The following is a 22,689-nucleotide window of genomic DNA, read 5'->3' on the forward strand; positions in this document are numbered from 1 at the left end:
ATGGTGGAAATGGGGCGAAGCTCTGATTTACGGATGACCGCGCTATGTTAGCTTAGCTGGTCGAGTGTCGCCCCCCCCTGTCGAGGGGCGGAAGCACATGCCTATGGAACGTTTTAGACGACCCACCGAAAGATGTCCGTAAAAGGTGTCTGGACCATGCATGGGGAAGCATGTCGATTCGCTCCAAAAGCGAGTGGCAAATCTCGGGACCTCCCTTTATGCCCCTAACTGTCCACGGTTCAGTTTTGCGAACGGAAGCCGTAATTCAACCTCACAGCGCTGTCCGCGAAACCGTACGTGTTGTTGGGAACAACAAAGCATAAAAAGGAGTTGAATGGTCAAAAAAGTACAACAGCGGGACTCTAAGGTATTACTGGCTCGCGACGAAGAGCGAGAGCTTTTACCGAGAACATTGGTCCCTGCACAGGCGTGGCAGGAACGGTTGACGGTGGCGGGGCAGGCTTCCTCTGGCACTGTGATATGCCAGAGTCCAGTTTGAAGGACATCGCAACCAAGCTAGTCGCGGATGGTGTGGACCTCAGGAAGATGAGGATTCAAGTTCACTCGAACGTGGCCGGCTGGTTTTTCCCTGCCTGGTGGCCAACGAAAGCTTCCATCTACCTTCAGCTATGGCGCTGTGGCTTCCGGCTTCCCTGCCCAAAAGTGTCGTCATGGTTCCCTACCGGCAGAATTGGGCTGCATGTGAATGCCAACACTGGCGAAATTACGCCCACCGAGGTGCACCGTCACTGGATAGACAAGGATGAGTACGATCCCCCCTACGAGAAACTCATGTGGTGGGAAAAGATATTAAAGCGCTTAGGTGGCAAGAAAAGCAAATAGCTTGAATGCCGACACAAGGTCCGCTCCGGAAGGGGCGGGCCTTGCCGTGTGACGGACGTCGCGCTGGTGCGACAATGCGGCGTGGACAAGACTGTCCATTCCAACGGACAGCACGGAGGAACAGTGTGACGTGCGATTCCGCGACAAGACGAACGAGGAGCGACCGTGTGTGGCAATCCAGAAGTCGCTGCACGGGCTGCAGTGCTTCCGGAGCCTTCAGGGCCGCTGGCTGACAGAAACTCACGTTGATTGGCGAGTTCCCGGTTGCCACGCCGGTGCATAGCCAGTATGCACCGGCGTGAGCTATTGACGCGCTAACTCACAATTTTGCGATCATCGATCGGTATGGGTGTGGAGGCGTTTGCACCCTTTACTCCATCGAGCGCCAAGGTTGCCGCTTCCTTGAGGCATTCGGACAGAGACGGGTGAGGATGGACGGCGTGCGCCAATTCTTCGGCAGTGGCCTGCAGTTCCATGGCGAGCGCTGCTTCTGCAATCAGATCAGACGCATTTGGTGCCACGATGTGTACACCCAGGATCTCCCCAGTCCTCGCGTCGGCATAAACACTCACGAAACCATCGGTAGAGCCGATGCCCTGCGCGCGGCCGTTCGTCTTCAACAGCACTGAGCCGGTTGTATAGTCGCGCTTTTGATCGATGAGCTCTGCCTCTGTCTTGCCGACCCACGCAATCTCGGGGCTGGTATAGATTACTGAGGGGATTGCGTTCAGATCGACGAGGCGCTTCTTCCCTGCAATACGCTCCGCAACGGCGGTACCCTCGGCTTCGGCCTTGTGGGCCAGCATCGGGCCACGCACCACGTCGCCGATTGCCCAGATGCCAGGCACCTTGGTCTGGCAGTGGTCGTCGACTTCGATGACGCCGCGCTGATCCACGCCCAGGCCAACCGCTTCCAGGCCCAGGTTGTCGGTGTTCGGCACGCGGCCGACTGACACGATCAGCCGATCGACTTCCAGCGTCTGGTCCTTGCCGTCCTTGTCGGTGTAGGCAACGGTGACGTTGTCCTTGCCGGTCTTGACTTCGTTGACCTTGACGCTCAGGTTGAACTTCAGGCCCTGCTTGGTCAGCAGCTTCTGGGCTTCGTTGGCCACGCCTTCGTCGGCGGCGCCCAGGAATGCGGGCAGCGCTTCGAGCACGGTCACGTCGGCGCCCAGGCGGCGCCACACCGAACCGAGCTCCAGGCCGATCACGCCGGCGCCGATCACGCCCAGCTTCTTCGGCACCGTCTCAAACTTCAGCGCGCCTTCGTTGTCGCTGATCAGCTTGTTGTCGACGGCGATGCCCGGCAGGTGGCGGGCCTTCGAGCCCGTGGCGATGATGACCTGCTTGGCGGTCAGCGTTTCGCCGTTCACTTCGACCTGGAAGCCTTCGGCTGCCTTGCCGGCGAACTTGCCGTAGCCCTTGAACAGGGTCACCTTGTTCTTGCGGAACAGGAACTCGATGCCCTTCGTCATCTTGCCGACGATGTCGTCCTTGCGCTTGAGCATCTTGGCCACGTCGACCTTGACGTCACCCACGGTGATGCCGTGGTCGGCCAGGTGGTGCGAGGCGTTTTCGAACTCTTCGGACGAAGCCAGCAGCGCCTTGGACGGGATGCAGCCCACGTTCAGGCAGGTGCCGCCCAGGCGGGCTTCGCCCTTGGGATCGTCATAGGCGTTGCCTTCCAGGCAGGCCACGTTTAGACCCAGTTGGGCGGCACGAATAGCCGCGATGTAGCCGCCGGGGCCGGCGCCGATCACCATTACATCAAATCTCCCTTCGCTGGCTTCTTCGATGTTCACTGGGAACAACGAAACGTTGGAGAAATCACGTTCAGAAATTGAATCGGCGGCGGCGATAGAGTTCGCAGCCGACGCCATGGTGCCGAGCACTTCGTTGGGCCTAACAAGATCACCGGCTGCCCGATCGATGCTCAGCAAAACGCCGTCGGTTGGGGAAAGGATCTCGATGACGGTCTTCTCAGTCTCCACTTCGACGAGAATCTGATCACGGGCGACTTCCTCGCCGACGTTGACTCTCCAGCTAAGCAGGGTTGCGCCCTGGTCGAGGTCGCCGTTGTTTGGGACAGTTACGTCGATTGTTGTCATGGCTTAGAGTTGGACCTACGGTTGCTGATTGCAGCTCTTTCGCGACACCTGATTCCGTCGCGGTGCTGGGCCAGCGAGTGAGGGCGGTGCGGTCAAGTACGCTGACGCACAAGAGGACAGCGTATGGAAAAAGAGGGGCGGTGCAGAAGCAGCGCCCCTCCTTACTGCTTACGAGACTAGTTAGCTCGCAACGCAGCTACGAACCGCACCGTTACCTGCGTTACCCGCTGCGGCAGGCTTGGCTCCGGGTTCGACGATGCGTACAGTTGCGACCTTGTTCTGCGTGAAAAAGTCGATCGCATCCTTGCCCTGAACCTTGTTGTTGCCGACCAGGGAACCCTTGATGCCACCGAACGGCAAGTACGGGTGCGGAGCACAGATCCCAACATTCACGCCAACCATGCCGACGTCAGCTTCGGAGATGAACTTTTCGGTGTAATAGGTGTTCTGCGTGAAGATGCAGGCGCCATTGCCCAGCTTATGCTTGCGGATGGCGTCGAGAGCTGAATCGATGCAACCGATCTTGATGACGCTCAGTACCGGCCCGAAGATCTCTTCACGAGCGATCTGCATGCACGGCGTAACATTCGTGAAGATCGTGGGGCCAACGAAATAGCCTTCCTTGTTGCCTTCGGAAACCGACGGATTCCGGCCGTCGAGTGCCAGCGTGGCGCCCTCGGCTACGCCAATGTCAACGTACCGTTCGATGCGTTCCTTGGCCTTTGCGGAGATTACCGGACCCATAAAGACCTCGGGATCGGTCGCATCGCCTACGCGGACGCCCTTCGATGCGGCCACAAGACGTTCAACGAATTCGTCGTAGATTTCTGGAACGACGGCAATGTTCGACACCGCCAGGCAGCGCTGGCCGGCCGAGCCGTAGCCCGACATCAGCACGTTCTCGATGAGAAGGTCCATCGGCGCGTCTTCCATTGCGAGCAGGAAGTTCTTGGCGCCGCCGAGCAGCATGGTCTTCTTGCCGTTACGGCCGCAGCCTGCGGCAATGGCTTGGGCGGTTGGCGTGGAGCCCACCAGGCAAACGCCGGAGACATTGTCGTCGTCATACCAGGCTTCGACGGTCTCGCGCTCGCCGTGCACCACGTTGACCACACCCTTCGGAAGGCCGATATCCACGAGAAGTTGCATCATCTTCTGCATGAACAGCGGCGATTCCGTGGACGGCTTGTAGACGAAGGTGTTTCCGGTGCCGATTGCGAAGGGGATAAACCAGCCAAAGACCAGCGCCGGGAAGTTGAACGGGGCAACGCCACAGAAAACCCCGATCGGGGCCTTAATCACGCGGCCATTGATGTTGTTTGCGATGCCCTGGATCGTCTCACCTTGAATCAGCGCAGGAATCGCGCACGCCATCTGAACGATCTCGATGACACGGCCGACCTCACCTCGCGCCTCAGCGATGTGCTTACCTTGGTCGACGGCAACGGCCTGGGCAAGGGCTTCCAGATTGTCCTTCAGGGCCTGATGCATGAGGTGGATGTAGTTCATGCGCTTCGGCAGAGGCATGGCTTTCCAGGCGGGGAACGCAGCCGCGGCCGCGGCAACCGCGCGACGGGACGTCTCGGGCGAGGAAATCGGCACCTCACCGATGACCTGGCCGGTGGAAGGGTTACGGAGCGGGACATACTGTCCACCGACCTCGTCTTCCCACTCGCCATTGATATGGTTCTGAATACGGATGGCTTGAGAGTTCACTTTCATTCCTCGTGTGGTTGGTTCTAAAACTGGCTATGAATTGCTGGGGAAAATGGACCGGGTGCTGGACGGCCCGACGGGAGACGATTGGCGGTTACCCCATTCGAACTGCCGATCGTTGCCCTTGATCGATGACGTCGGACCGCTGGGCACCTTGCTGAAACCTGTCGATATCCTGCTTGGGGCGAATCAAGAAGATGGCTGTGAGGCCGCCCAAGAGAATCAATGTGCCGGCAAAGGCGAAGCCGGAGCGAAAACCCGCATACGTGTCCACGCCAATATCCACTGCGTGTCCCATGACCCACGGTGCGCCGATGCCAGCCAACGTATAGACGGCGTTGTTGATGCCGAGCATTGCACCCCGTTGCGTGGAAGGGCTGATTTCTGCAATGAGCGCTGCGCCAAGGTTGATCATGACGCTGCCGGTAGCGAAGCTCCCGATGATCAGCAGGATCTGCAAGAGGCCACCATCGATACGGGAAAGCCCAATCATGGAAAGGCCTGAGACCATGACGCAGCTACCGCCGAGCAAGCCTCTGGCGGCCCGACTGCTCCATCCACGTGCCAGGAGACGCTGTGAAGCAAAGCCTATAGACGGCGCCAGGAAGATCTGCGCCACGGAGGGCAGGGCCACAATCCAGCCTGCCTGCGTGGCCGAATATCCAACGCCCTTTACCAGAAACACCGGTAGCCAAATCACCGCCAGTGTGAGCGCCCAGTACGCAGAGAACGAACCCAGCATTGAGCCGACAGCGGTGCGACAGGTCAGGAGCTTGCGATAGGGGATTCGCGGAAGTTCATTGCATCCCACTCCACCTGCGCGGGTCCCACAACCTGTGCCTTCCTTGCCGAACACCAGCCAGAAAACGAGCCAGACCAGGCCGACCACGCCGAGAAAACCGAAGGCGGCGTGCCAGTCGTAGCTGACGATGATCCACGTCAGGAGCGGCGCCGAGATGCCTGTGCCGAGGACTGATCCGATACCGACTAGTGCGGAAGGAAAAGTCCGCTGCTTGTCGGAGAACCACTTGTATACGGCGTGTAGCGCGACTGGGTAGGCTGGACCTTCGCCCGCGCCGAGGATGACCCGATTGGCGATAAGCATCGGCAGGGTCACCGCGCCGATCATCGGGAGCTGGACAATGGCCCAAAGCAAGGCCATTGAGGCGATAACCACCTTGCTCGACACGCGATTGGCGATGAATCCACCAAGGATGGCGGAAATGGAGAAGAGCAAAAAGAAAGAGCTGCCTACGCGGCCAAACTCCTCGTGGGTGAGATTGAGCTCCTTGATGATCGGCACCGCGGCTAGGCCAATGATCGCCTTGTCAGCGAAGTTGATCATCATGAAAACGGAAAGCAGGGCTACGACGACCCATGCTTGCCGAGGGGGGCGTTGTTCGAGTGATTCCGGGACTGATGCCTTGCCAGTTGCCACGAGTTGTCTCCAGTGCTGTCCTGTCGCCCGTTCATCTTTGTGAATGGGACCATTGGTCTTTTTTGTGAATGTTATAAGCCAAAACAATGGAACGCAACGTTTCATTTCTAGGGTTTACCCTTTATAAATGAGCTCACGGCAACCACAGAGTGTCCTGACGAGGACTCTGCGCCGCTTTAGTGGCGAAAGTTCGGGTAAACGGTAATGAATGGAACGAAATGTTCCACTATGCTTGAGTGTGTGGGCGCGTAAGCGCAAACTCTGTCCCCAAAAGCGAGGTCCAGCGATGCTTCGACATTTCAGTCGGTGGCGGGAAGTACTGCGGCGGCTTGGTGCCTTCAGGGTGGCGTCCCGGCACTGGTTAATGCTCATCTATCACGCGTCTGCAACCTGCGCGATCCAGTGGGTTATCGACGATTCGCATTCCGCGGCGCACGACGAACCGTCTCGGAGGTCGCCCTGGTGGGGGACCTAGCAACGCGCGAACCCGCAGGATCTTTATGGCTTATTGCGAACAAACTGAGAATGGCAACTCGTCCCAAGACGGAAGTCTTGTGCCAAACGCGACTTCCGCCGATTACACCCTGCGCATCCTGGGTCTCGTCGCAGGTGCTAGTCGCGGCGCCACTGCCGTAGAGCTTTCCAGCCACCTCGCGCTGTCGAAGTCCACCATTGAACGAATCTGTAGTGGCCTCGTGACACAGGGCTACCTTGCGCGAGACTTGGCGGACGGCCACTATGTTCGGGGCCCGGCGCTTCGGCGTCTGGCGCTGAATGCACTCAATCGACGGGAACTCCGGGCCAAACGACAAAGCGTTCTGATGGAACTCGTCGCTGAGGTAGGGGAGAGCAGCAATTTCACTACCTTGGACGGCGCAAGTGTGCTTTACCTGGATCGCGTGGAGGCGCCGTGGCCTTGGCGCCTGACTCTTGAGCCAGGTGCAAAGGTCCCATTGCATTGCACGGCAAGCGGCAAGCTTTTTTTGGCCCTGATGCCGCATGGACGGCGTGAACAACTGATGGCGCAAAGCTGCATGGACGCGCTCACGCCGGCCACCATCGTCTCGCTCGAGGCACTGCGACGTGAGTGTGCGGAGATCGCCGGATACGGATATGCGCTGGATCGTGAGGAGTTTGTCCCCGGCCTGGTTGCGATTGCTGTTCCAGTCCTAGACGCGGCAGGAAAGGTCTGGGGGGCCATATCCGTTCATGGTCCCGCGGTCCGCATGACCGCCACGGATGCTGTGGCCAAATTGCCGGCGCTCCATCGTGCCGCGAAACAGATGGCGGATCTGCTGTGAACCCTGCGTAATAGTTGATAGCGAATCCGCCCGTGATACCATTTATTCAACATTGGAGCGTCCTGACCCGTTGAAATGGAACGATTTCATCGCACGGGTCCAGTGGACGGTACTCGACGGGCGGGATGGGCCTGCCCCCTCAGTTCACCAAGACCAAGCCATGGAAACTCAACGAATCGGTCGGAACACGAAACCTAAGAAATTGAATGGGAGGGTTTCGGCGCCCGCCAAGAACACGCCCGCGGCTGACGCTGCCGTATCGGGCGCACCGTCGCTTGGCGGTGCCATGGCCGACCGAACGCTGAGGCTGCTGCATGCTGTAGCGGGGGCCAGCCGTGCGATGACCTTGGCGGATCTTGTCGCAGAGCTGGGCCTGCCGAAGGCGACCACCCATCGATTGTGTGCGCAGCTCCTCGCGAGTGGATACCTTGCGCGGGATGTTGATGAGCGATTCTATGTGGTGGGCCCAACGCTCCGTCGGCTTGCACTCGATACCCTGAACCACGACGGATTGCGAGGACTTCGCCACGAGGTTCTCGCCTCTCTGGTACAAGAGGTCGGTGAGACATGCAATTTCACCACGCTGGATGGCGCCAGCGTGATGTATCTGGATCGCGTGGAAGCCCCGTGGCCTTGGCGCCTGACGCTTGATGCGGGAGCTCATGTACCTCTCCACTGCACCGCCAGCGGCAAGTTGTTCCTGGGGTTGATGGCGCCGGCTCAGCGAGAGGCACTGTTGGCCCAGTTGCCATTGGAACCGCTTACGCCGACTAGCATCACGTCTACGCAAGCTTTGCGCACAGAGTGCGAGAAGATCGCCGTCAATGGGTATGCATTGGATCAGGAGGAATTCATTCCTGGCTTGGTGGCTATTGCCGTACCTGTGCTTGACGGACAAGGGATCGCGAGGGCCGCAATCTCCGTTCATGCGCCATCGGCACGCATGAACGTCGAATCCGCAATTGGTAAGCTGCCCGCCTTGCGCGAAGCCGCGGCAAGAATGCGAGGCCTTCTGTAGATTCCAGGACGCCGGTACCACACAAATGGTACCGGTCTTCACGATGCGTGGTTGTCGCTACTCGACCACGATGCCTGCTGTCTTGATCAGCGCGGCGTAAGTCTTGATGTCACTGTCAAGGCGCGTCTTCAGATCTTCTGCGCCACTAATCCGCAGATCTGCTCCCTGTTGGCGTATCGCTTCGGCGGTAGCCGGTGTTCGCATCTTGCTCAACGCGGCTTGCAGTCGGTCCAGGATGGGCTTCGGCGTGCCAGCCGGTGCCATGAGTCCGTACCATGCCCCTGCTTCGTAGCCGGCAACGCCCGATTCCGCAATCGTGGGAATGTTGGGCAGTACCGGCCACCGCGACTTGCTTGCAACGGCCAGGATTTTCACCTTCCCGGCGTCATACGCACCGCGCACTGCGGCGAGGTGGGAAAACACAATGGGAACATGTCCGGCGATCACATCTGCCATCGCAGGACTGGCGCCTTTATAGGAGATGTTCCGGATCTGCACACCCGCCATGCGATTGAACATTTCCGCGGCAAGGTGCGCAGGGCTGCCTGGACCTGCGGAGGCGTAAGCCAAGCCGCCCGGATCGCTTTTGGCCGCTTTGATCAGATCGGCGACGGTATTCGCCTTGAAATCACGATTGACCACCAGGCAGTTCGGCACGTCGGCAATGATCGAGATTGGCGTCAGATCGCGGGTCGGGCTATAGGTCAGCTTGGGAAAGAGCGTGACGTTCACGGCGTTCGTGCTACTCGCCAAGAGCAAGGTGTAGCCGTCCGGGGCTGCTTTGGCGACAGAGTCCGACCCGATATTGGTCCCAGCTCCCGGCTTGTTTTCCACGACAACGGGTGTGCCCAGCTCCGTGGACAGAACGCGACCAATGTAGCGACCCAAATAGTCAGAAATGGCTCCCGCAGGGTAGGGCACAACTAGCTTGATGGGCTTCGAGGGCCAAGCTGCCTGGGCGTTTCCGAGTTCGGGGAAAAGTGCGCACGTGGTGCTGCCTGCGATCGCCAGCATGGCGCGTCGTCGATTCATGATGCCTTGTCTCCATTTTTGTTTGTGCGGGCGAGTACCGGCAAATGCTCGTCCGTGGACAGGATCATATCTCGGATGAAGTGGAACGAAAAGGACCAAAAAGAAATGAACATAGCCAGTAATAGGTACAATATGTTCCATAACATGGTGGTGCGATGACGTCAAATCGGGATTTTGGGTAAGACTTAGCGATATATCCAGTTTTACTGGTCAAGTGGCGGCGCTTAGGCTGACAACACAACTGTCATTCTCTGAGCTCTCCTATGTCGACTGCGCCGGCCCCTTCCACTGCTTCATCCATCGCCCCTCCGTCGGGATTGACCCTATGGCGGCAGCGCATCCTGACGCTGATTCCGTTGGCCGCAATCGCGTGGCTCGCGCAATCGTTGGCGAACCATCCGACCATTTCGGGATACGGTCTCTCGGCGTTGACGCTTGCCATTGGCGCGGGCATGGTGGCAGCTAACACCATGCCCAAGGAGTGGCTTATGCCACTGGCGCCGGGGATGCAATTTGCCCGGCACTACCTGCTGCGCTGGGGTGTTGCCCTCTATGGGCTTCGCCTGACGTTTGGCGCGATTGCGGCCCTTGGGGTCGGTGGTGTGGTCCTGCCACTGGCGATGCTTGTTGGAACCCTGATTGTCGGAACCTGGCTAGGATCCAGCGTGTTGGGTCTGAGTCGGCGTGAAGCCATACTGGTGAGCGCCGGGAGCGCGGTGTGTGGTGCAGCGGCAGCAATTGCGGTGTCGTCCGTCGTGAGGACCAATGACCGGCAAACCGCAGTGGCGGTCGCGACGGTCGTGCTGTTTGGTACTGCGGGAATGTTCCTTTACCCTTGGATGTATGAACTGCTGACCCAGCACTGGCACCTGGCCATTAGCGAGAAGAGCTTCGGCATTTTTACTGGTGCAACGCTGCATGAAGTTGCCCAGGTGATCGCGGCAGGCAAGATGGTGAGCGACGCCACGGCCGATGCGGCTGTCGTCACCAAGATGGTCCGGGTGCTGGCATTGGCGCCGCTGCTGCTAGTCATGGCGCTCTGGCCGAAGACCAGTTGGTCGCAGGAATCCAGCGACTCGCGAAATCTGCGGGGCCTGCTTAAGTCGGTCCCCTGGTTCGCGATCGCATTCGTCGCCGTGATGGGTGTGAATTCCGCTGAGTTGGTACCGTCGGCCTGGAAACCCGGGCTGACAGCGCTGGACAACTGGATGCTCGCCTGTGCGATGCTGGCCATTGGGCTGCAAACACGCATTGGTGATCTCCTCCGCGCGGGACGAGCGCCATTGGTACTCGCGGGTCTGCTGTTCGTCTTTCTTATGGTGGCCGGTGCGGCGCTCGGCATGCTCCTCGTCTGAACCTGCCTGAAGGAGTAGACGACTACTGGGCAGCGGGATAGCCGGCATCGCACTTCACGATATGCAGTCTCGTGTAGCGCCCCACGCTTCGTGGGGCGCTCAGCATTGCGCGCCATGTTCGCCTCGAACGCGGCGGTCGGCGAGACGCAAAGGGCTCGCCCAAGGCCGTCGAGCCCTTTGCCTCGGCCTCGCCGAGAGCAGGTGGCAGAACGCTGCCACCTCGCTACATCCGAATCTTCAGTACGTGGCCGGACCCAGCTTCGGGTCGATTTGCCACGTTTCGCTGACGATCTTGTTGTCGCGATACGTCAGCACGTAGCGGACTTTAATAGGCTGCTTGCCCTGAAACGTGACATTGGCCGTCACGCTAGAACCCTTCGGATTCGAGGCTTCCTCGACCTTGTCCACCGCGACCTTCATGGTGCCCTGAGACTTGGTGAATTTTTCCCAGACTTGGCGAATGGCGTCGACGCCTGTATAGGTCCCGTCCAAAGGCCCACCGACCCAGACGAAGTGCGCTGCGTCTGCGTAGCCGTGCATCACCGCTGCGACATCTCCTGCAGCGATAGCTTGAAAGTGGGTCTGGGCGTCGGAAGCCGCGGGCGCAGCGACTGCGCTCAATGCCGTGAATGCCATTGCCGATGCGACGAAAATTCTCTTGAACATATGGGTCTCCATGAGAGGTTTGCGATGGACTGCAAAGCGGTAAACCTTTTCACGAACCGATTTATTCCACTGTGCCTCGCACATTTGCGCTGACCCGGACGAGTTGGTAGTGCCGACGCTCCGACGGGTCGTCAATGCTTCGGTGCGCGGCACCAATACCTGCCCGCCGCGGAGGCGCTAGGCACTCCGGGTTGCGCGATCCTGGGAAAGGGTTGAGTTCATCCGCGCCGTGCCGCCAGTTCGGCGATCCACTGAATGCCGGCGCGCATTGCAGCGACATCCCGGGAGCGGTGAGTGGTCCGCATTTGGCACCCAACGATGTGCGTTTTGGAACTCTCCCGCCCGATGCATGCTGGCTTCGAGGGTTAACCCCTGTACTGTTCCGGCTTCATGAGGGTAGATATTTAGAAATGGAACGTTGCGTTCCAAATAAACATTGTCTAAGATGCTTTCACTACGATCACAACACGACAGGCGAGTGAGACATGTCTGAAGAATTCGATTTCATCATTGTGGGAGCCGGCTCCGCGGGAGCCACGCTCGCAGCGCGTTTGACTGAAAACCCCAATACGCGCGTGCTTCTGCTGGAAGCGGGTCCGCCAGACAAGTCGATGTGGATTCATCTCCCGATCGGTTACGGCAAGACGATGTGGGATTCGCGTGTCAACTGGCGCTTCGAAACGGAGCCGGATCCGGGCATGAATAACCGACGGATCTACTGGCCGCGCGGAAAGACGCTCGGTGGTTCAAGCTCGATCAATGGTCTGATCTATATCCGGGGGCAACGCGAGGATTACGACCTGTGGTCGGCGCTCGGCAATGAGGGATGGTCTTTCGACGAAGTTCTGCCGTACTTCCGGAAGTCGGAAGGCAACCAGCGTGGCGCGAGCATGTATCACGGTGGCGAAGGCCCGCTCAAGATTTCGGATGTGGGCAAGAAGCACGAACTGATCGAGGCATTCATTGCGGGGGCAGAACAGACGGGTGTTCCGCGCAACGACGACTTCAACGGCGCGACCCAAGAGGGCGCTGGGTACTATCAGCTCACAACCGATCGTGGCCGCCGCTGCAGCACGGCGCGCGCCTTTCTGACGCCGGCACGGAACCGCCCGAACCTTTGCGTCGAAACGGAAGCTCAGGCGACTGGACTGATCTATGAGGGACGCCGGGTCGTTGGCGTGAACTATATGCAGGCCGGGGTCAGGCGCTCGGCTCGCTGCCGCGCCGAGGTGCTGCTGGCAGCGGGTGCCATTCAGTCACCGCAACTGTTGCAATTGTCGGGTATTGGCCCGAAGGATCTGCTCGCAAAGTTCGGGATTCCCGTCGTGCAGGATCTGAAGGGCGTTGGCGAAAACTTGCAGGATCACCTGCAGGTACGGCTCTACTACGAATGCACCAAGCCGATCACCACGAACGACGAACTCAATTCCTGGATCGGCAAGGCCAAGATTGGTCTGCAGTGGCTGCTATATCGCAGCGGTCCGCTGGCAGTGGGTATCAACCAAGGCGGTTGCTTTATGCGTGCTCTCAAGGATGAGCACGGTCGGCCGGTGGCTGCCACACCCGACATCCAGTTTCACGTCTCCACACTGTCTGCTGACATGGCCGGCGGGAAAGTTCATCCGTTCTCTGGCTTCACACTGTCGATCTGCCAACTGCGCCCCGAATCGAAGGGCTACGTGCGGATCTCTTCGCCGGACCCGTTGGCCGCGCCAGAAATGCAGGGGTACTACCTTGCGACGGAGCTCGATCAACGGACGACCATTGCTGGCGTCCGGGCCGCTCGGGAAATCGCCAATTCGGCGGCAATGCGTCCGTATGTAAAGCGCGAGTTCAAGCCTGGCCCGGAGACCAACTCTGACGAGGAACTGCTGGAGTTCTGCAGGAACCACGGCGCGACCATCTTTCATCCGATTGGCACGGCAAAGATGGGAACCGACGACATGTCGGTGGTCGATTCACGCCTGAGGGTGCACGGCGTCCAGGGCCTGCGCGTAGTCGACTGTTCGGTGATGCCGACACTTGTGTCCGGCAATACGAATGCCCCAGCCATCATGGTGGCGGAGAAGGCCGCCGACATCATTCGCGAAGACTATAGCGGTAAGGGAACGGGCCGGTCCCGAAGCATCAATACAGGGAAAACCATGGAGATTGTCTCGTAGTTGTTCCCTCCCCATTAGGTCCAGAATTAACCTGCTACATCCGAAACCCAAAACATGCTATCCACGAAAGGAGACACTGGAATGCGCCGCCCGAATATTATTCTGTTCATGGCCGACCAATTGACCGCCAACGCGCTGACGGCGTATGGCAACGACGTGGTCAAGGCACCGAATATTGCTGCGCTGAGCGAGCAGGGTGTCACGTTCAAGAACGCGTATACCAACTCGCCGATCTGCGCACCGTCGCGTTACGCCATGCTTAGCGGTTGTCTGCCGTGGAGCATCGATGCATTCGACAATGCTGCGGAGTTGACGGCGTCCACGCCGACGCTGCTGCATTACCTGCGTCGTCTCGGCTATGCGACGACCCTCTCCGGCAAGATGCACTTCGTCGGGCCGGATCAGCTCCATGGGTACCAGGAGCGGCTGGTCACGGATATCTATCCTGCTGACTTTGCATGGGTGCCGGACTGGAAAGCCGGCCCCCGCAATGCACCGACCGGCATCAACATGCGTGCCGTAGTCGAGGCGGGACCTTGCTTCCGCAGCCTGCAGCTCGACTACGATGAAGAAACCACCTTCATGGCGAATCAGAAGATCTATGATCTGGCGCGCCAATCCCGTGACAAGCCGTTCTTCCTCACGGTGTCTCTGACACACCCCCACTCGCCGTTCACCGCATCGCAGGAACACTGGGACCGCTACGATCACGATGAGATCGATATGCCGAAAGTCGGCCCCATTCCGCTCGACCAGCTTGATACGCATAGCAAGTGGCTCTACTACTCGCATGGCCGCGATCGCCTCAAGGTCACGGATGAACATACGAAGAATGCTCGTCACGCGTACTACGCCATGATCAGCTATGTGGACGACAAGCTTGGCGAGATGATGAAGATTCTGAAGCAGACGAAGCTTCTGGAAGACACCATCATCGTGTTCACGGCCGATCACGGCGACATGATGGGTGAGCGCGGCATGTGGTTCAAGCAGACGTTCTTTGAGAACGCCACCCGGATTCCTCTCATTATCGGCGGCCCCGGCCTGCCCAAGGCCAAGGTAGTCGAGAAGAACGTCTCGCTCGTGGACTTGATGCCGACCCTGATGTCGGTTGCCGACGACGGAAAGGTCGACACCGTCACCGAGATCGATGGCCGCGATATGACTGGCCTGATGACCGGCACGGGAACCGGCTGGAGCGACCGGGCTTTCTCGGAGTACAGCGACATGGGCGTCTGCGCCCCTTGCCGTATGGTGCGCGAAGGGAGCTTCAAGTACACCTACACGCACGGGCACGAATCCATGCTTTTCGATCTGGAATCGGATCCGAACGAGCAGAAGAACCTGTGCGGCGATCCGGAATTTTCCGAAATCGAGCGCCGTATGCATGACACGGTGCTCGAAGGATGGTGTCCCGATGCCCTCAACGAGCGCGTGCTGCGCAGTCAAGCCTCGCGACAACTGCTGTGGTCGCTGGTGAAGAACGAGAAGCGCGACAACTGGTCGTTCGAGTTCCGCCACGGTGACAAGTCGCGCTACGTGCGGGGTGGTGGCGATGCGGAAGGAACCAACGCCGTCAAGGGGCGCGCGCGTTTCCCCTACTACGAGCCGGTCGTTCAGGCTGAGCCCAAGCCGCTCACCGACGAGGAGGCGAGCCTGATTCCTAATGCCAAGCGCTAGGCGATAGACGTCAGATGGGCGTCGGCCGCGCCGGGCGCGGCCGACAGTTCGGTACAGATTAGTGTGACTTCCATGTTCGACAATCAAGACCTCGCAATCACCGTAGAGAACTCCACCGCCCTGGCCGCTTACAACCAGGCGATGTCAGACCTTCTGGAGTATCGGCTGACGGCCATGCCCAGCGTCAAGCATGCGTTGGAGATCGAACCATCATTCTGTATGGCCCATTGTCTGCGTGGCTACATGCTGATGATGTACAGCAGCTTCAACGTGTACGACAACGCCAGTGTCGCGCTGGAGAATGCAAAGCGATGCGCTCAGAATGCGTCGCTACGGGAGCAGCGACACGTCCGGGCGCTTGAATTCTGGCGGCTGGGAGACCTGCATTCCGCCTGCGCGCAGTGGCAGCAGATCCTGATCGACCATCCGCATGACATTCTCGCGCTGCGTTTGCACCACTTCGTGAGCTTTTGGATGGGGCGAACCGAAGTCCTTCAATCGGTGCCGGCTGCAGCGCTTCCGGCATGGACGCCGGAAATGCCCAACTACGGCAACGTCCTGGGCATGTTGGCCTTCGGTTTGCAGGAGAACGGTCACTTCACCATGGCGGAGGAATACGGGCGAGATGCCGTGGCGCGCTGTCCGGACGACCTGTGGGCCGTGCATGCAGTCGCGCACGTGTTCGAGATGCAGGGCCGCCATGCGGAAGGGCGCGAATGGTTCGCGGTACCCCTCGACAAGTGGGACGACCGCAATCCGTTTCGCGGTCATCTCTGGTGGCATCTCGGTCTCTTCACGCTGGAGGCGGGCGATATCGAGTCGGCCTTGGCGCTCTACGACAAGGCCATCTACACCGGCGACTCGGACTTCTACCTGGACATTCAGAATGCCGCGTCTTTCCTGGCGCGCGTCGAATTCAAGGGCGCCAAAGTCGGCGCGCGTTGGAAGCTCCTCGCAGACTATGCAGAAGCGCATCGCGATGACCATGCATTGGTCTTCACCGATCTGCATTCCGTGATGTCGCTTGCCCGGGAGCGGCGATTCGGCGCGGCCAGAGCCCACATTCAGTCGATGAAAGACTATGCAAGCGACAGCGATATGCATGTTGCCCAAGCGATTCGACGTGTAGGCTTGGACGCATGCGAAGGCATTCTTGCTTTTGAGGAAGGGGAGTTCGATAAGTGCCTCTCCCTGATCCATAAGCTTCGTCCGCTGCTGCAGGAGGTGGGGGCAAGCCACGCCCAGCGCGACATCGTTGTGCAATATGCCAACGAAGCAGCCAGACGCTCGGATGCACAACGGACCCTCGCCTGGCTGGCAAACCAACAAGACTTCGACAGCCGCCTCGCCCAGTCGTAGTCCATCGCGAGGCGATGATTCATCGGGACATCGCCTCGCTAGATACGTGCATCAACTATCGCTAGTCCTGCCAACCTATTTCATCGGGTTGGTGAGCGAAACGTCATTGCTCGGCGCGCCGACAGCGAACTCGCGCCGCATCAGAATCGACTTATGTAGACATCCAGCGTGAATGTGAAAGAGCGCCCACAGAGGCGCCTTTACCGGAGACAAGACATGCTCAAGAAAATCGCCCTTGCCGCAGTGATGTTCTGCGGGGCAGCCGTCTGTACGGGTGCCATGGCACAAACAAAATGGCCGGAAAAGCCAATCCGAATGATTGTTCCGTGGGCCCCTGGTGGCGTGGCGGACGTGCTCGGGAGGCAGGCGGCGCGTGTGATTTCGGCCAGCGTCGGGCAGCCGGTGGTGGTGGAGAACAAGCCCGGCGCGGGATCGAACATTGGTGCGGACTTGGTCGCGAAGTCCAAGCCGGACGGCTACACGCTGCTCTTTGCGAGCAGCACGAATGCCATCAACATGACGCTGTTCCCCAAAATATCATACGACGTTCAAAAGGACTTGGCGCCGGTGGCGGTGCTGTTTTCAGTGCCCAATGCGTTGGTGGTCAACAACGCATTCCCGGCTAAGACCGTGACGGAGTTCATTAGTTACGCCAAGTCCCAAGCGGATGGCATTGCCTATGCAACGCCTGGCCCGGGTAGCCCGGCACACTTGGCCGGGGAGCAGTTCGGACGGATGACCGGCATAAAGATGCGGCATGTCGGTTATCAGGGCGGCACCCCTGCAATGTCGGATGTGATGGCGGGACACGTGCCGGTCGCATTCATGAACCTGACGGCCATCCAGCCTGCCGTGGAGTCGGGCAAGGTTCGGGTATTGGCGGTAGGCAGCGCCAAGCGGGTACCGTCGCTGCCGAATGTGCCGACGTTGGCCGAGTCAGGGGTTACGGGTTTTGAATCCACGTCGTGGATGGGGCTTATGGCGCCCGCCGGCACGCCGCCACAGGTGATCGAGCGTATTCAGCAGGCCCTCGCTGGCATGCAGGCACCAGCCGTCCTGGAGTTCGCGCGAAAACAGGGCGCGGAACCGGCGGTTTCCACGCCCGACCAAATGCGCGCGATCCTCAAGGCCGATGTGGCCAACTACGGCAAGGTTATCCGACAGGCTGGAATCTCTGCCGAGTAACGCGACACGCTCCTCGGAGCACCCCCTCCATCGGTTTCCAACGTGCGATCGTGGAGTTTTTACCCCAACCATAGAAGGTAGACAAATGCTGCAAGACTGGATCGAATCGTTCAAGAAGAACAAGCAGGCGGGCGCAGCCCTTGCCAAGGCCGCGCCGAAGCTGATGGCTGCGTATCAAGGATTCAACGCTAGCCAAAACGGCAACGGCGCTCTGGATCCGAAAACGCGGGAATTGATCGCGCTCGCGGTTGCTGTGACGACGCGTTGCGATGCGTGTATCGCCGCGCATGCCAACGCCGCCAAGAACGCCGGCGTCACCGAAGCGGAGATTGCAGACGCACTGGGTACGGCGATGGCGCTGAACACTGGCGCGGCTTACGTCTACTCCGTCCGTGCTTTCGAGGCGTATCAGCAATTTTCCGCGCAGTGATTGAGGGGCGGCGATAGGTCTTGTCATGGGTATCCAGGTTGCCATGACGGGCTTCATTGCCGCGTTTTCGTGAATCTCTGTTGATCTCTTCCTCTTATCGAAGCGAACTACATTAGTAGGAAATCAATGCAGCGCAATGATCAAAACGTGCCGTGGTATCGGGAGGGGCAAGACCCAGACTATCGGTTCTCCCTTGCCAATGAACGTACGTTCCTGGCGTGGGTACGCACGGTGCTGGCGCTTCTCGCTACCGTCGTGGTGATCGAGCAGATCGCCACACACGCCGTTAATCCGGCTCCCCTTAAGATGCTGTGCGTTGCGTTGTCACTGACTGCATGCATTGCCGGTGGGGCCTGTTACTTCCGTTGGAAGGCAAATGAAGTTGCCATGCGCCATGCCCGAAGTCTTCCTTCCAGCATTCTCCAGTCGCTGCTCGGCACGGCAATTTTTTGCGTCAGCGTGACAGTCACGGTGCTGTTGAGCATATGAGGGATCCAGGAGTGCAGCCAGAGCGGACATCGCTCGCTTGGGGGCGAACAGGCTGGGCGAGCGCCGTCATAGCCGTGGGCTGTGCACGGGCGGCTGTAAGTGGGCAGAGCACCTTCCGGGCGCTGGCGATCCTGGTCGGAGTTGCAAGCCTTGCCGTTGCGCTGGCTTGCGGATTCAGAGGAAGAGAACTGAAAGCGAAGGGTATGCGGGCTCGGCCACGACCGTTGGTCATGATCTGGATCAGTGCGTGGCTGACGCTACTCTCGGCATTCGTTGCCCTATATGTGAGTCATCTGCCGCGGGTCGCCTTGTAGAGCTCGGGCGTCGTACGCTCGAAGGAGAAACTGATGGAAAGGCCGGATCTGAAGCTTTCAGTGCGCGATACGTTCGGGATTGAATCGAGCCTTACGGTACCGGCCTTTAGCGAGCGAGACGATCACGTGCCGGAGATCGATCCGGTCTATCGCTTCGATCCGGAGGTCACTCTCGCAATTCTGGCGGGATTTTCGAATAATCGTCGAGTCATGGTCCAGGGCTTGCACGGTACCGGCAAGTCGACGCACATCGAGCAGGTGGCAGCCCGGTTGAACTGGCCCTGCGTGCGGGTCAACCTTGACGGCCACATCAGCCGACTGGATCTGGTCGGCAAAGACACGATCGTGTTGCGGGACGGCCTGCAAGTCAGCGAATTCCAGGAAGGCATAGTTCCGTGGGCGCTTCAGCGCCCGGTGGCGTTGATCTTCGACGAGTACGATGCTGGCCGGCCGGACGTTATGTTTGTGATCCAGCGCATCCTTGAGCGAGAAGGGAAGTTCACGCTGCTGGATCAGAACCGCGTCATCCAGCCGCATCCGCTGTTCCGGATGTTTGCGACGAGTAACACAGTCGGGCTCGGCAACCTCAATGGCATGTATCAGGGCACGCAGCTACTGAACCATGCCCAGCTCGATCGATGGAGTGTTGTCGCCACGCTCGATTACCTGGAGCGCCAACAAGAGATCGATATTGTTGTGGCGCGCGTGCCGCAGTTCGCCACAGAGTCTGGTCGCGAACTTGTCGAATCCATGGTCGCGTTGGCAGAGCTGACCCGGAAGGGATTTGCCTCGGGAGACATTGCGGTGCTGATGTCGCCTCGCACTGTCATTACGTGGGCTGAGAACTGCGAGATCTTCCGTGACCCGCTGATGGCCTTCCGCTTGAGCTTTCTCAATAAATGCGATCCTGCCGAACGGCCAATTGTGGCCGAGTATTACCAGCGTTGCTTTGGCGTGGAGCTCGAGGATACGGGTGTCGTTGACTGACCCGGGCTACCGATATGATGTCAGAACGGCAGTCGACTCGCATCGAGCAGCAACGCACATTACTGTGTGCTGCAGCGGTACGTGCTTTGACCGGCGACGGCAGATTGCATTACCGTTCCGGACGCCTTTTTCGCGGGCATGCGGCGTTGCCAGCGCATGCGTTGACGGTCCAGGACGCATCGTCTGCGAAACGCGCGGTGCTACGGGGCGACGCGGATGCGCTTGCACTTCGGGAAAAATCCTCGGACAGAATCCTTCACCGAAGAGTTCGCCCCGTTGATCCGACCGCCAGAATGCTGTTTGAAGTCCTGGAACAGATTCGATGCGAATCTCTCGTCCCAATGAGCTTGCGTGGGGTCCGGCAGAATCTGCAACTCCGCTTCGAGTGCTGGTCCAACGAGGTCGTGAGGTCGAACCTTGCAGACAGTCAGTTCGGGATCCTGGTGTACACGGCGGTTCAGATCGCCTGGTCACGACTTCTCGGCTATCCCCTTACTTGTGAATCGGAAGATCTGATCGAAGCAACGCGCGCCGGCATCTCTCATCGCATTGGTGGCTCGCTCGCTGCAATGCGGCGCCACCGCGCTTCGCAGGCCCAGTTTGCGATCCATGCCAAGCAGTACGCCGAGGCGGTAGCTGGGATGATGGAGGAGGAGTTTCGTGGCAGTGCAAACCGTGATGGTAGCGATCAGACTACTAGCTACGCTGCGGCGAGGGCCATTCTTGCCGTCGAGTCGGATAGTGACGTCGAGAACCTGAATCCGATCGAAACCGTGGACACTGGATTGAGTAAGGTATTCGATGCGTCCGCCGACGGCTATCGCATCTATACCCGGGCTTACGATCGGGAGGTCAACGCTGGCTCCCTGGTACGGCGTCCACTACTAGCCGAGTTGCGGGCGCGGCTCGATCATCAGATCGCATCCCAGCACATCAACGTCGGCAAGCTGTCGCGGCTGATGCTCCACCTGTTTTCGACGCCGAGACGGGACGGATGGTCAGATGGGGAAGAGTCGGGGCGCATAGATGGACGTCGATTGCCCCAGATCGTCTGTTCTCCTGGGGAGCGCCGGGTATTTCGGCGCGATCTGGACGTGCCGCGCCCAGATTGCGCAATGACTTTCCTCGTCGATTGCTCCGGTTCGATGAAGCAGCATGGCGCGAACGTTGCCGTCATGGTTGATGTCTTCTCCAGAACACTTGATCAATTGGGCGTGACCAATGAGGTCCTAGGATTTACAACCGGTGACTGGAATGGAGGTAAGGCGCGTCGCGACTGGATGGCGGCCGGCCGGCAGTCGCACCCTGGCCGACTCAACGAAACTTGCCACTTGGTTTTCAAGGATGCGGCTAGTGGCTGGAGGCGGTCGCGAAGCGATATTGCGGCATTAATGAAGGCGGATCTTTTTCGGGAGGGCGTGGACGGGGAAGCGGTGGAGTGGGCGTGCGGCCGGCTCCTGGCTCGGCCTGAAACGAGGCGTTTCCTAATGGTCATCTCAGACGGCAGTCCGATGGATTGCGCCACAGGGCAGGCGAATGACGCCTACTACCTCGACAATCATCTGAGGGCGGTGGTGAGTGCGCACGAACAGAAGCGCGATGTGCGCATCATGGCCCTTGGCGTTGGTCTGGATTTAGGCCCGTACTATCGACATAACCTTCCTGTAGATCTGACCGAGGTGCCTGGCATGAAGCTGTTGCAGGAGATTGTGCAATGGATGGGACGAGCGCTGGGCTAAGGTGCCGGCCGGCGTTCGGCCACGTTGGCTTGGGGAAAAGCTACCCCTGTGGAGGGCAAGGAATGGAGTTCCTGCGCGCACGGCCGCGTTCGGACGCCGATCGAAAGTTCAGTTGAACACCGAAAGGACGGTTGGAAGCATGAGGTCGGCCCCAATGAGCATGAGTACGCCATAGGCGAGCCGTCGCGACGCCTTCAGTGACAAGGGTGGTGGCCAGGCGCGGGCAATCAGCGTGGCGAGCGCGACGACGGGGACCGCCACCAATGCTAGTGTCAGAGTCTCCCGGGAAATTTGACCTTGCCATGCATTGAACGCGGTCCGGGTCGACGAGGTGACAGTGAAGATGAAAATCAACGCGCAGCGGATCCCGACGAGCGGAAACGGCTGGCGATAGAACTGGAAGATCAGCGGCGGACCCGAAACACCAAACATTCCGCTCAGTACACCGCCGAAGACCCCGCTCATCAGGAAGCTTCCATTGCTTGATCTCTCTTGCAATGGCGCGGGACGAAACGCTGCCGTTATTCCACCATACATGACCACGGCGCCCAGAACAAAGTGAAGCATTCCGGAGGCAGCACGGCTCAAGTACTCCAGTGCCAGCACGCCTATGACTACGGATGGAAGGATGCCGATAGTAGCAAACGCCACGGCGCGCCAATCAATGTGGTGCAGTTTGCCGGGCAGAGCCATTGCGCTGTTTGCGAGTGTCACAAGGCTCGCCAGCATCGCGATGGTGGCCACCGGCGCAAGATGAAGACCGCTGGCGGCGCCCACAGCGATCATGCCCAAACCGAATCCGGTGATGGTCTGGAAGTAGCTCGCCGCCGCCATCACCGCCAAGATGGGAAGTGCTGCCTCTAAAGTCAT

General features: G+C 59.3%; 19 protein-coding genes. 13 read left to right on the forward strand and 6 right to left on the reverse strand.

Translation table 11 applies throughout. The features are described from left to right. The first annotated feature begins 495 nt into the window (after nucleotides 1-495). A complete protein-coding gene (locus QTN24_RS06840) occupies nucleotides 496-843 on the forward strand; it encodes a hypothetical protein (protein ID WP_144198151.1) in 348 nt (115 codons plus the stop codon). A gap of 314 nt (nucleotides 844-1,157) precedes the next feature. Here QTN24_RS06840 and lpdA read toward each other — a convergent pair whose 3' ends face one another. The 3 genes from lpdA to QTN24_RS06855 all read right to left on the reverse strand — a co-directional run bounded on the left by lpdA (nucleotide 1,158) and on the right by QTN24_RS06855 (nucleotide 6,012). Next, nucleotides 1,158-2,951, reverse strand: coding sequence for a dihydrolipoyl dehydrogenase (gene lpdA / locus QTN24_RS06845; RefSeq protein ID WP_144198152.1), 1,794 nt, complete (start codon nucleotides 2,949-2,951; stop codon nucleotides 1,158-1,160). 180 nt (nucleotides 2,952-3,131) lie between these two features. Beyond that, on the reverse strand, nucleotides 3,132-4,670 hold the full coding sequence (mmsA, locus tag QTN24_RS06850) for a CoA-acylating methylmalonate-semialdehyde dehydrogenase (RefSeq protein ID WP_144198153.1): 1,539 nt from the start codon (nucleotides 4,668-4,670) through the stop codon (nucleotides 3,132-3,134). A gap of 88 nt (nucleotides 4,671-4,758) precedes the next feature. Continuing rightward, nucleotides 4,759-6,012: an MFS transporter gene (locus QTN24_RS06855; RefSeq protein ID WP_144198375.1), complete on the reverse strand. Its 1,254-nt coding sequence runs from the start codon at nucleotides 6,010-6,012 to the stop codon at nucleotides 4,759-4,761. Between the two features lie 590 nt (nucleotides 6,013-6,602). Between QTN24_RS06855 and QTN24_RS06860 the strand changes: the two genes are divergently transcribed. Continuing rightward, entirely contained in the window at nucleotides 6,603-7,403 is an 801-nt protein-coding gene (locus QTN24_RS06860) for an IclR family transcriptional regulator (RefSeq protein WP_144198154.1), read from the forward strand. A 160-nt stretch (nucleotides 7,404-7,563) separates the two neighbouring features. Next, entirely contained in the window at nucleotides 7,564-8,421 is an 858-nt protein-coding gene (locus QTN24_RS06865; RefSeq protein ID WP_144198155.1) for an IclR family transcriptional regulator, read from the forward strand. Between the two features lie 57 nt (nucleotides 8,422-8,478). Here the strand turns inward: QTN24_RS06865 and QTN24_RS06870 are convergent, their stop codons facing one another. After that, entirely contained in the window at nucleotides 8,479-9,453 is a 975-nt protein-coding gene (locus QTN24_RS06870; RefSeq protein WP_160473969.1) for a Bug family tripartite tricarboxylate transporter substrate binding protein, read from the reverse strand. 263 nt (nucleotides 9,454-9,716) lie between these two features. On the opposite strand from QTN24_RS06870, the gene QTN24_RS06875 reads away from it, so the two are divergent. Next, the gene (locus QTN24_RS06875) at nucleotides 9,717-10,808 is read left to right on the forward strand and encodes a YeiH family protein (protein ID WP_144198157.1); all 1,092 of its coding nucleotides are present in this window, start codon (nucleotides 9,717-9,719) and stop codon (nucleotides 10,806-10,808) included. Between the two features lie 237 nt (nucleotides 10,809-11,045). Here the strand turns inward: QTN24_RS06875 and QTN24_RS06880 are convergent, their stop codons facing one another. Then, nucleotides 11,046-11,474, reverse strand: coding sequence for a nuclear transport factor 2 family protein (locus tag QTN24_RS06880; protein ID WP_144198158.1), 429 nt, complete (start codon nucleotides 11,472-11,474; stop codon nucleotides 11,046-11,048). Nucleotides 11,475-11,959: 485 nt separating this feature from the next. On the opposite strand from QTN24_RS06880, the gene QTN24_RS06885 reads away from it, so the two are divergent. The 9 genes from QTN24_RS06885 (at nucleotide 11,960) to QTN24_RS06920 (ending at nucleotide 21,819) form a co-directional block, all read left to right on the forward strand. Next, nucleotides 11,960-13,636 (forward strand): GMC family oxidoreductase, encoded by a 1,677-nt coding sequence (locus tag QTN24_RS06885; RefSeq protein ID WP_144198159.1) that lies wholly within the window; start codon nucleotides 11,960-11,962, stop codon nucleotides 13,634-13,636. A gap of 81 nt (nucleotides 13,637-13,717) precedes the next feature. After that, nucleotides 13,718-15,316: a choline-sulfatase gene (betC, locus tag QTN24_RS06890; protein WP_160473968.1), complete on the forward strand. Its 1,599-nt coding sequence runs from the start codon at nucleotides 13,718-13,720 to the stop codon at nucleotides 15,314-15,316. A 72-nt stretch (nucleotides 15,317-15,388) separates the two neighbouring features. Further along, nucleotides 15,389-16,675, forward strand: a complete 1,287-nt coding sequence (locus tag QTN24_RS06895) for a tetratricopeptide repeat protein (protein ID WP_144198161.1) — start codon at nucleotides 15,389-15,391, stop codon at nucleotides 16,673-16,675. A 216-nt stretch (nucleotides 16,676-16,891) separates the two neighbouring features. Then, nucleotides 16,892-17,860, forward strand: a complete 969-nt coding sequence (locus tag QTN24_RS06900) for a Bug family tripartite tricarboxylate transporter substrate binding protein (RefSeq protein WP_144198162.1) — start codon at nucleotides 16,892-16,894, stop codon at nucleotides 17,858-17,860. A gap of 85 nt (nucleotides 17,861-17,945) precedes the next feature. Beyond that, complete coding sequence (locus QTN24_RS06905; RefSeq protein WP_144198163.1) at nucleotides 17,946-18,290, forward strand: carboxymuconolactone decarboxylase family protein; 345 nt, start codon at nucleotides 17,946-17,948, stop codon at nucleotides 18,288-18,290. 126 nt (nucleotides 18,291-18,416) lie between these two features. Next, nucleotides 18,417-18,779, forward strand: a complete 363-nt coding sequence (locus tag QTN24_RS06910; RefSeq protein ID WP_144198164.1) for a YidH family protein — start codon at nucleotides 18,417-18,419, stop codon at nucleotides 18,777-18,779. Beyond that, the gene (locus QTN24_RS24890; protein ID WP_144198165.1) at nucleotides 18,776-19,093 is read left to right on the forward strand and encodes a DUF202 domain-containing protein; all 318 of its coding nucleotides are present in this window, start codon (nucleotides 18,776-18,778) and stop codon (nucleotides 19,091-19,093) included. Before QTN24_RS06910 ends, QTN24_RS24890 begins: the two co-directional genes overlap by 4 nt. A 33-nt stretch (nucleotides 19,094-19,126) precedes the next feature. Then, nucleotides 19,127-20,080: a MoxR family ATPase gene (locus QTN24_RS06915; protein ID WP_144198166.1), complete on the forward strand. Its 954-nt coding sequence runs from the start codon at nucleotides 19,127-19,129 to the stop codon at nucleotides 20,078-20,080. 14 nt (nucleotides 20,081-20,094) lie between these two features. After that, a complete protein-coding gene (locus QTN24_RS06920) occupies nucleotides 20,095-21,819 on the forward strand; it encodes a cobaltochelatase CobT-related protein (protein WP_144198167.1) in 1,725 nt (574 codons plus the stop codon). 108 nt (nucleotides 21,820-21,927) lie between these two features. Here the strand turns inward: QTN24_RS06920 and QTN24_RS06925 are convergent, their stop codons facing one another. Next, nucleotides 21,928-22,689 carry a sulfite exporter TauE/SafE family protein gene (locus QTN24_RS06925; protein ID WP_144198168.1) on the reverse strand — a complete coding sequence of 254 codons (762 nt, stop codon included), beginning with the start codon at nucleotides 22,687-22,689 and terminating at the stop codon, nucleotides 21,928-21,930.

Origin of the sequence: Cupriavidus sp. SZY C1 (genome assembly GCF_032190535.1) — a bacterium.
GTDB lineage: Bacteria > Pseudomonadota > Gammaproteobacteria > Burkholderiales > Burkholderiaceae > Cupriavidus > Cupriavidus pauculus_C.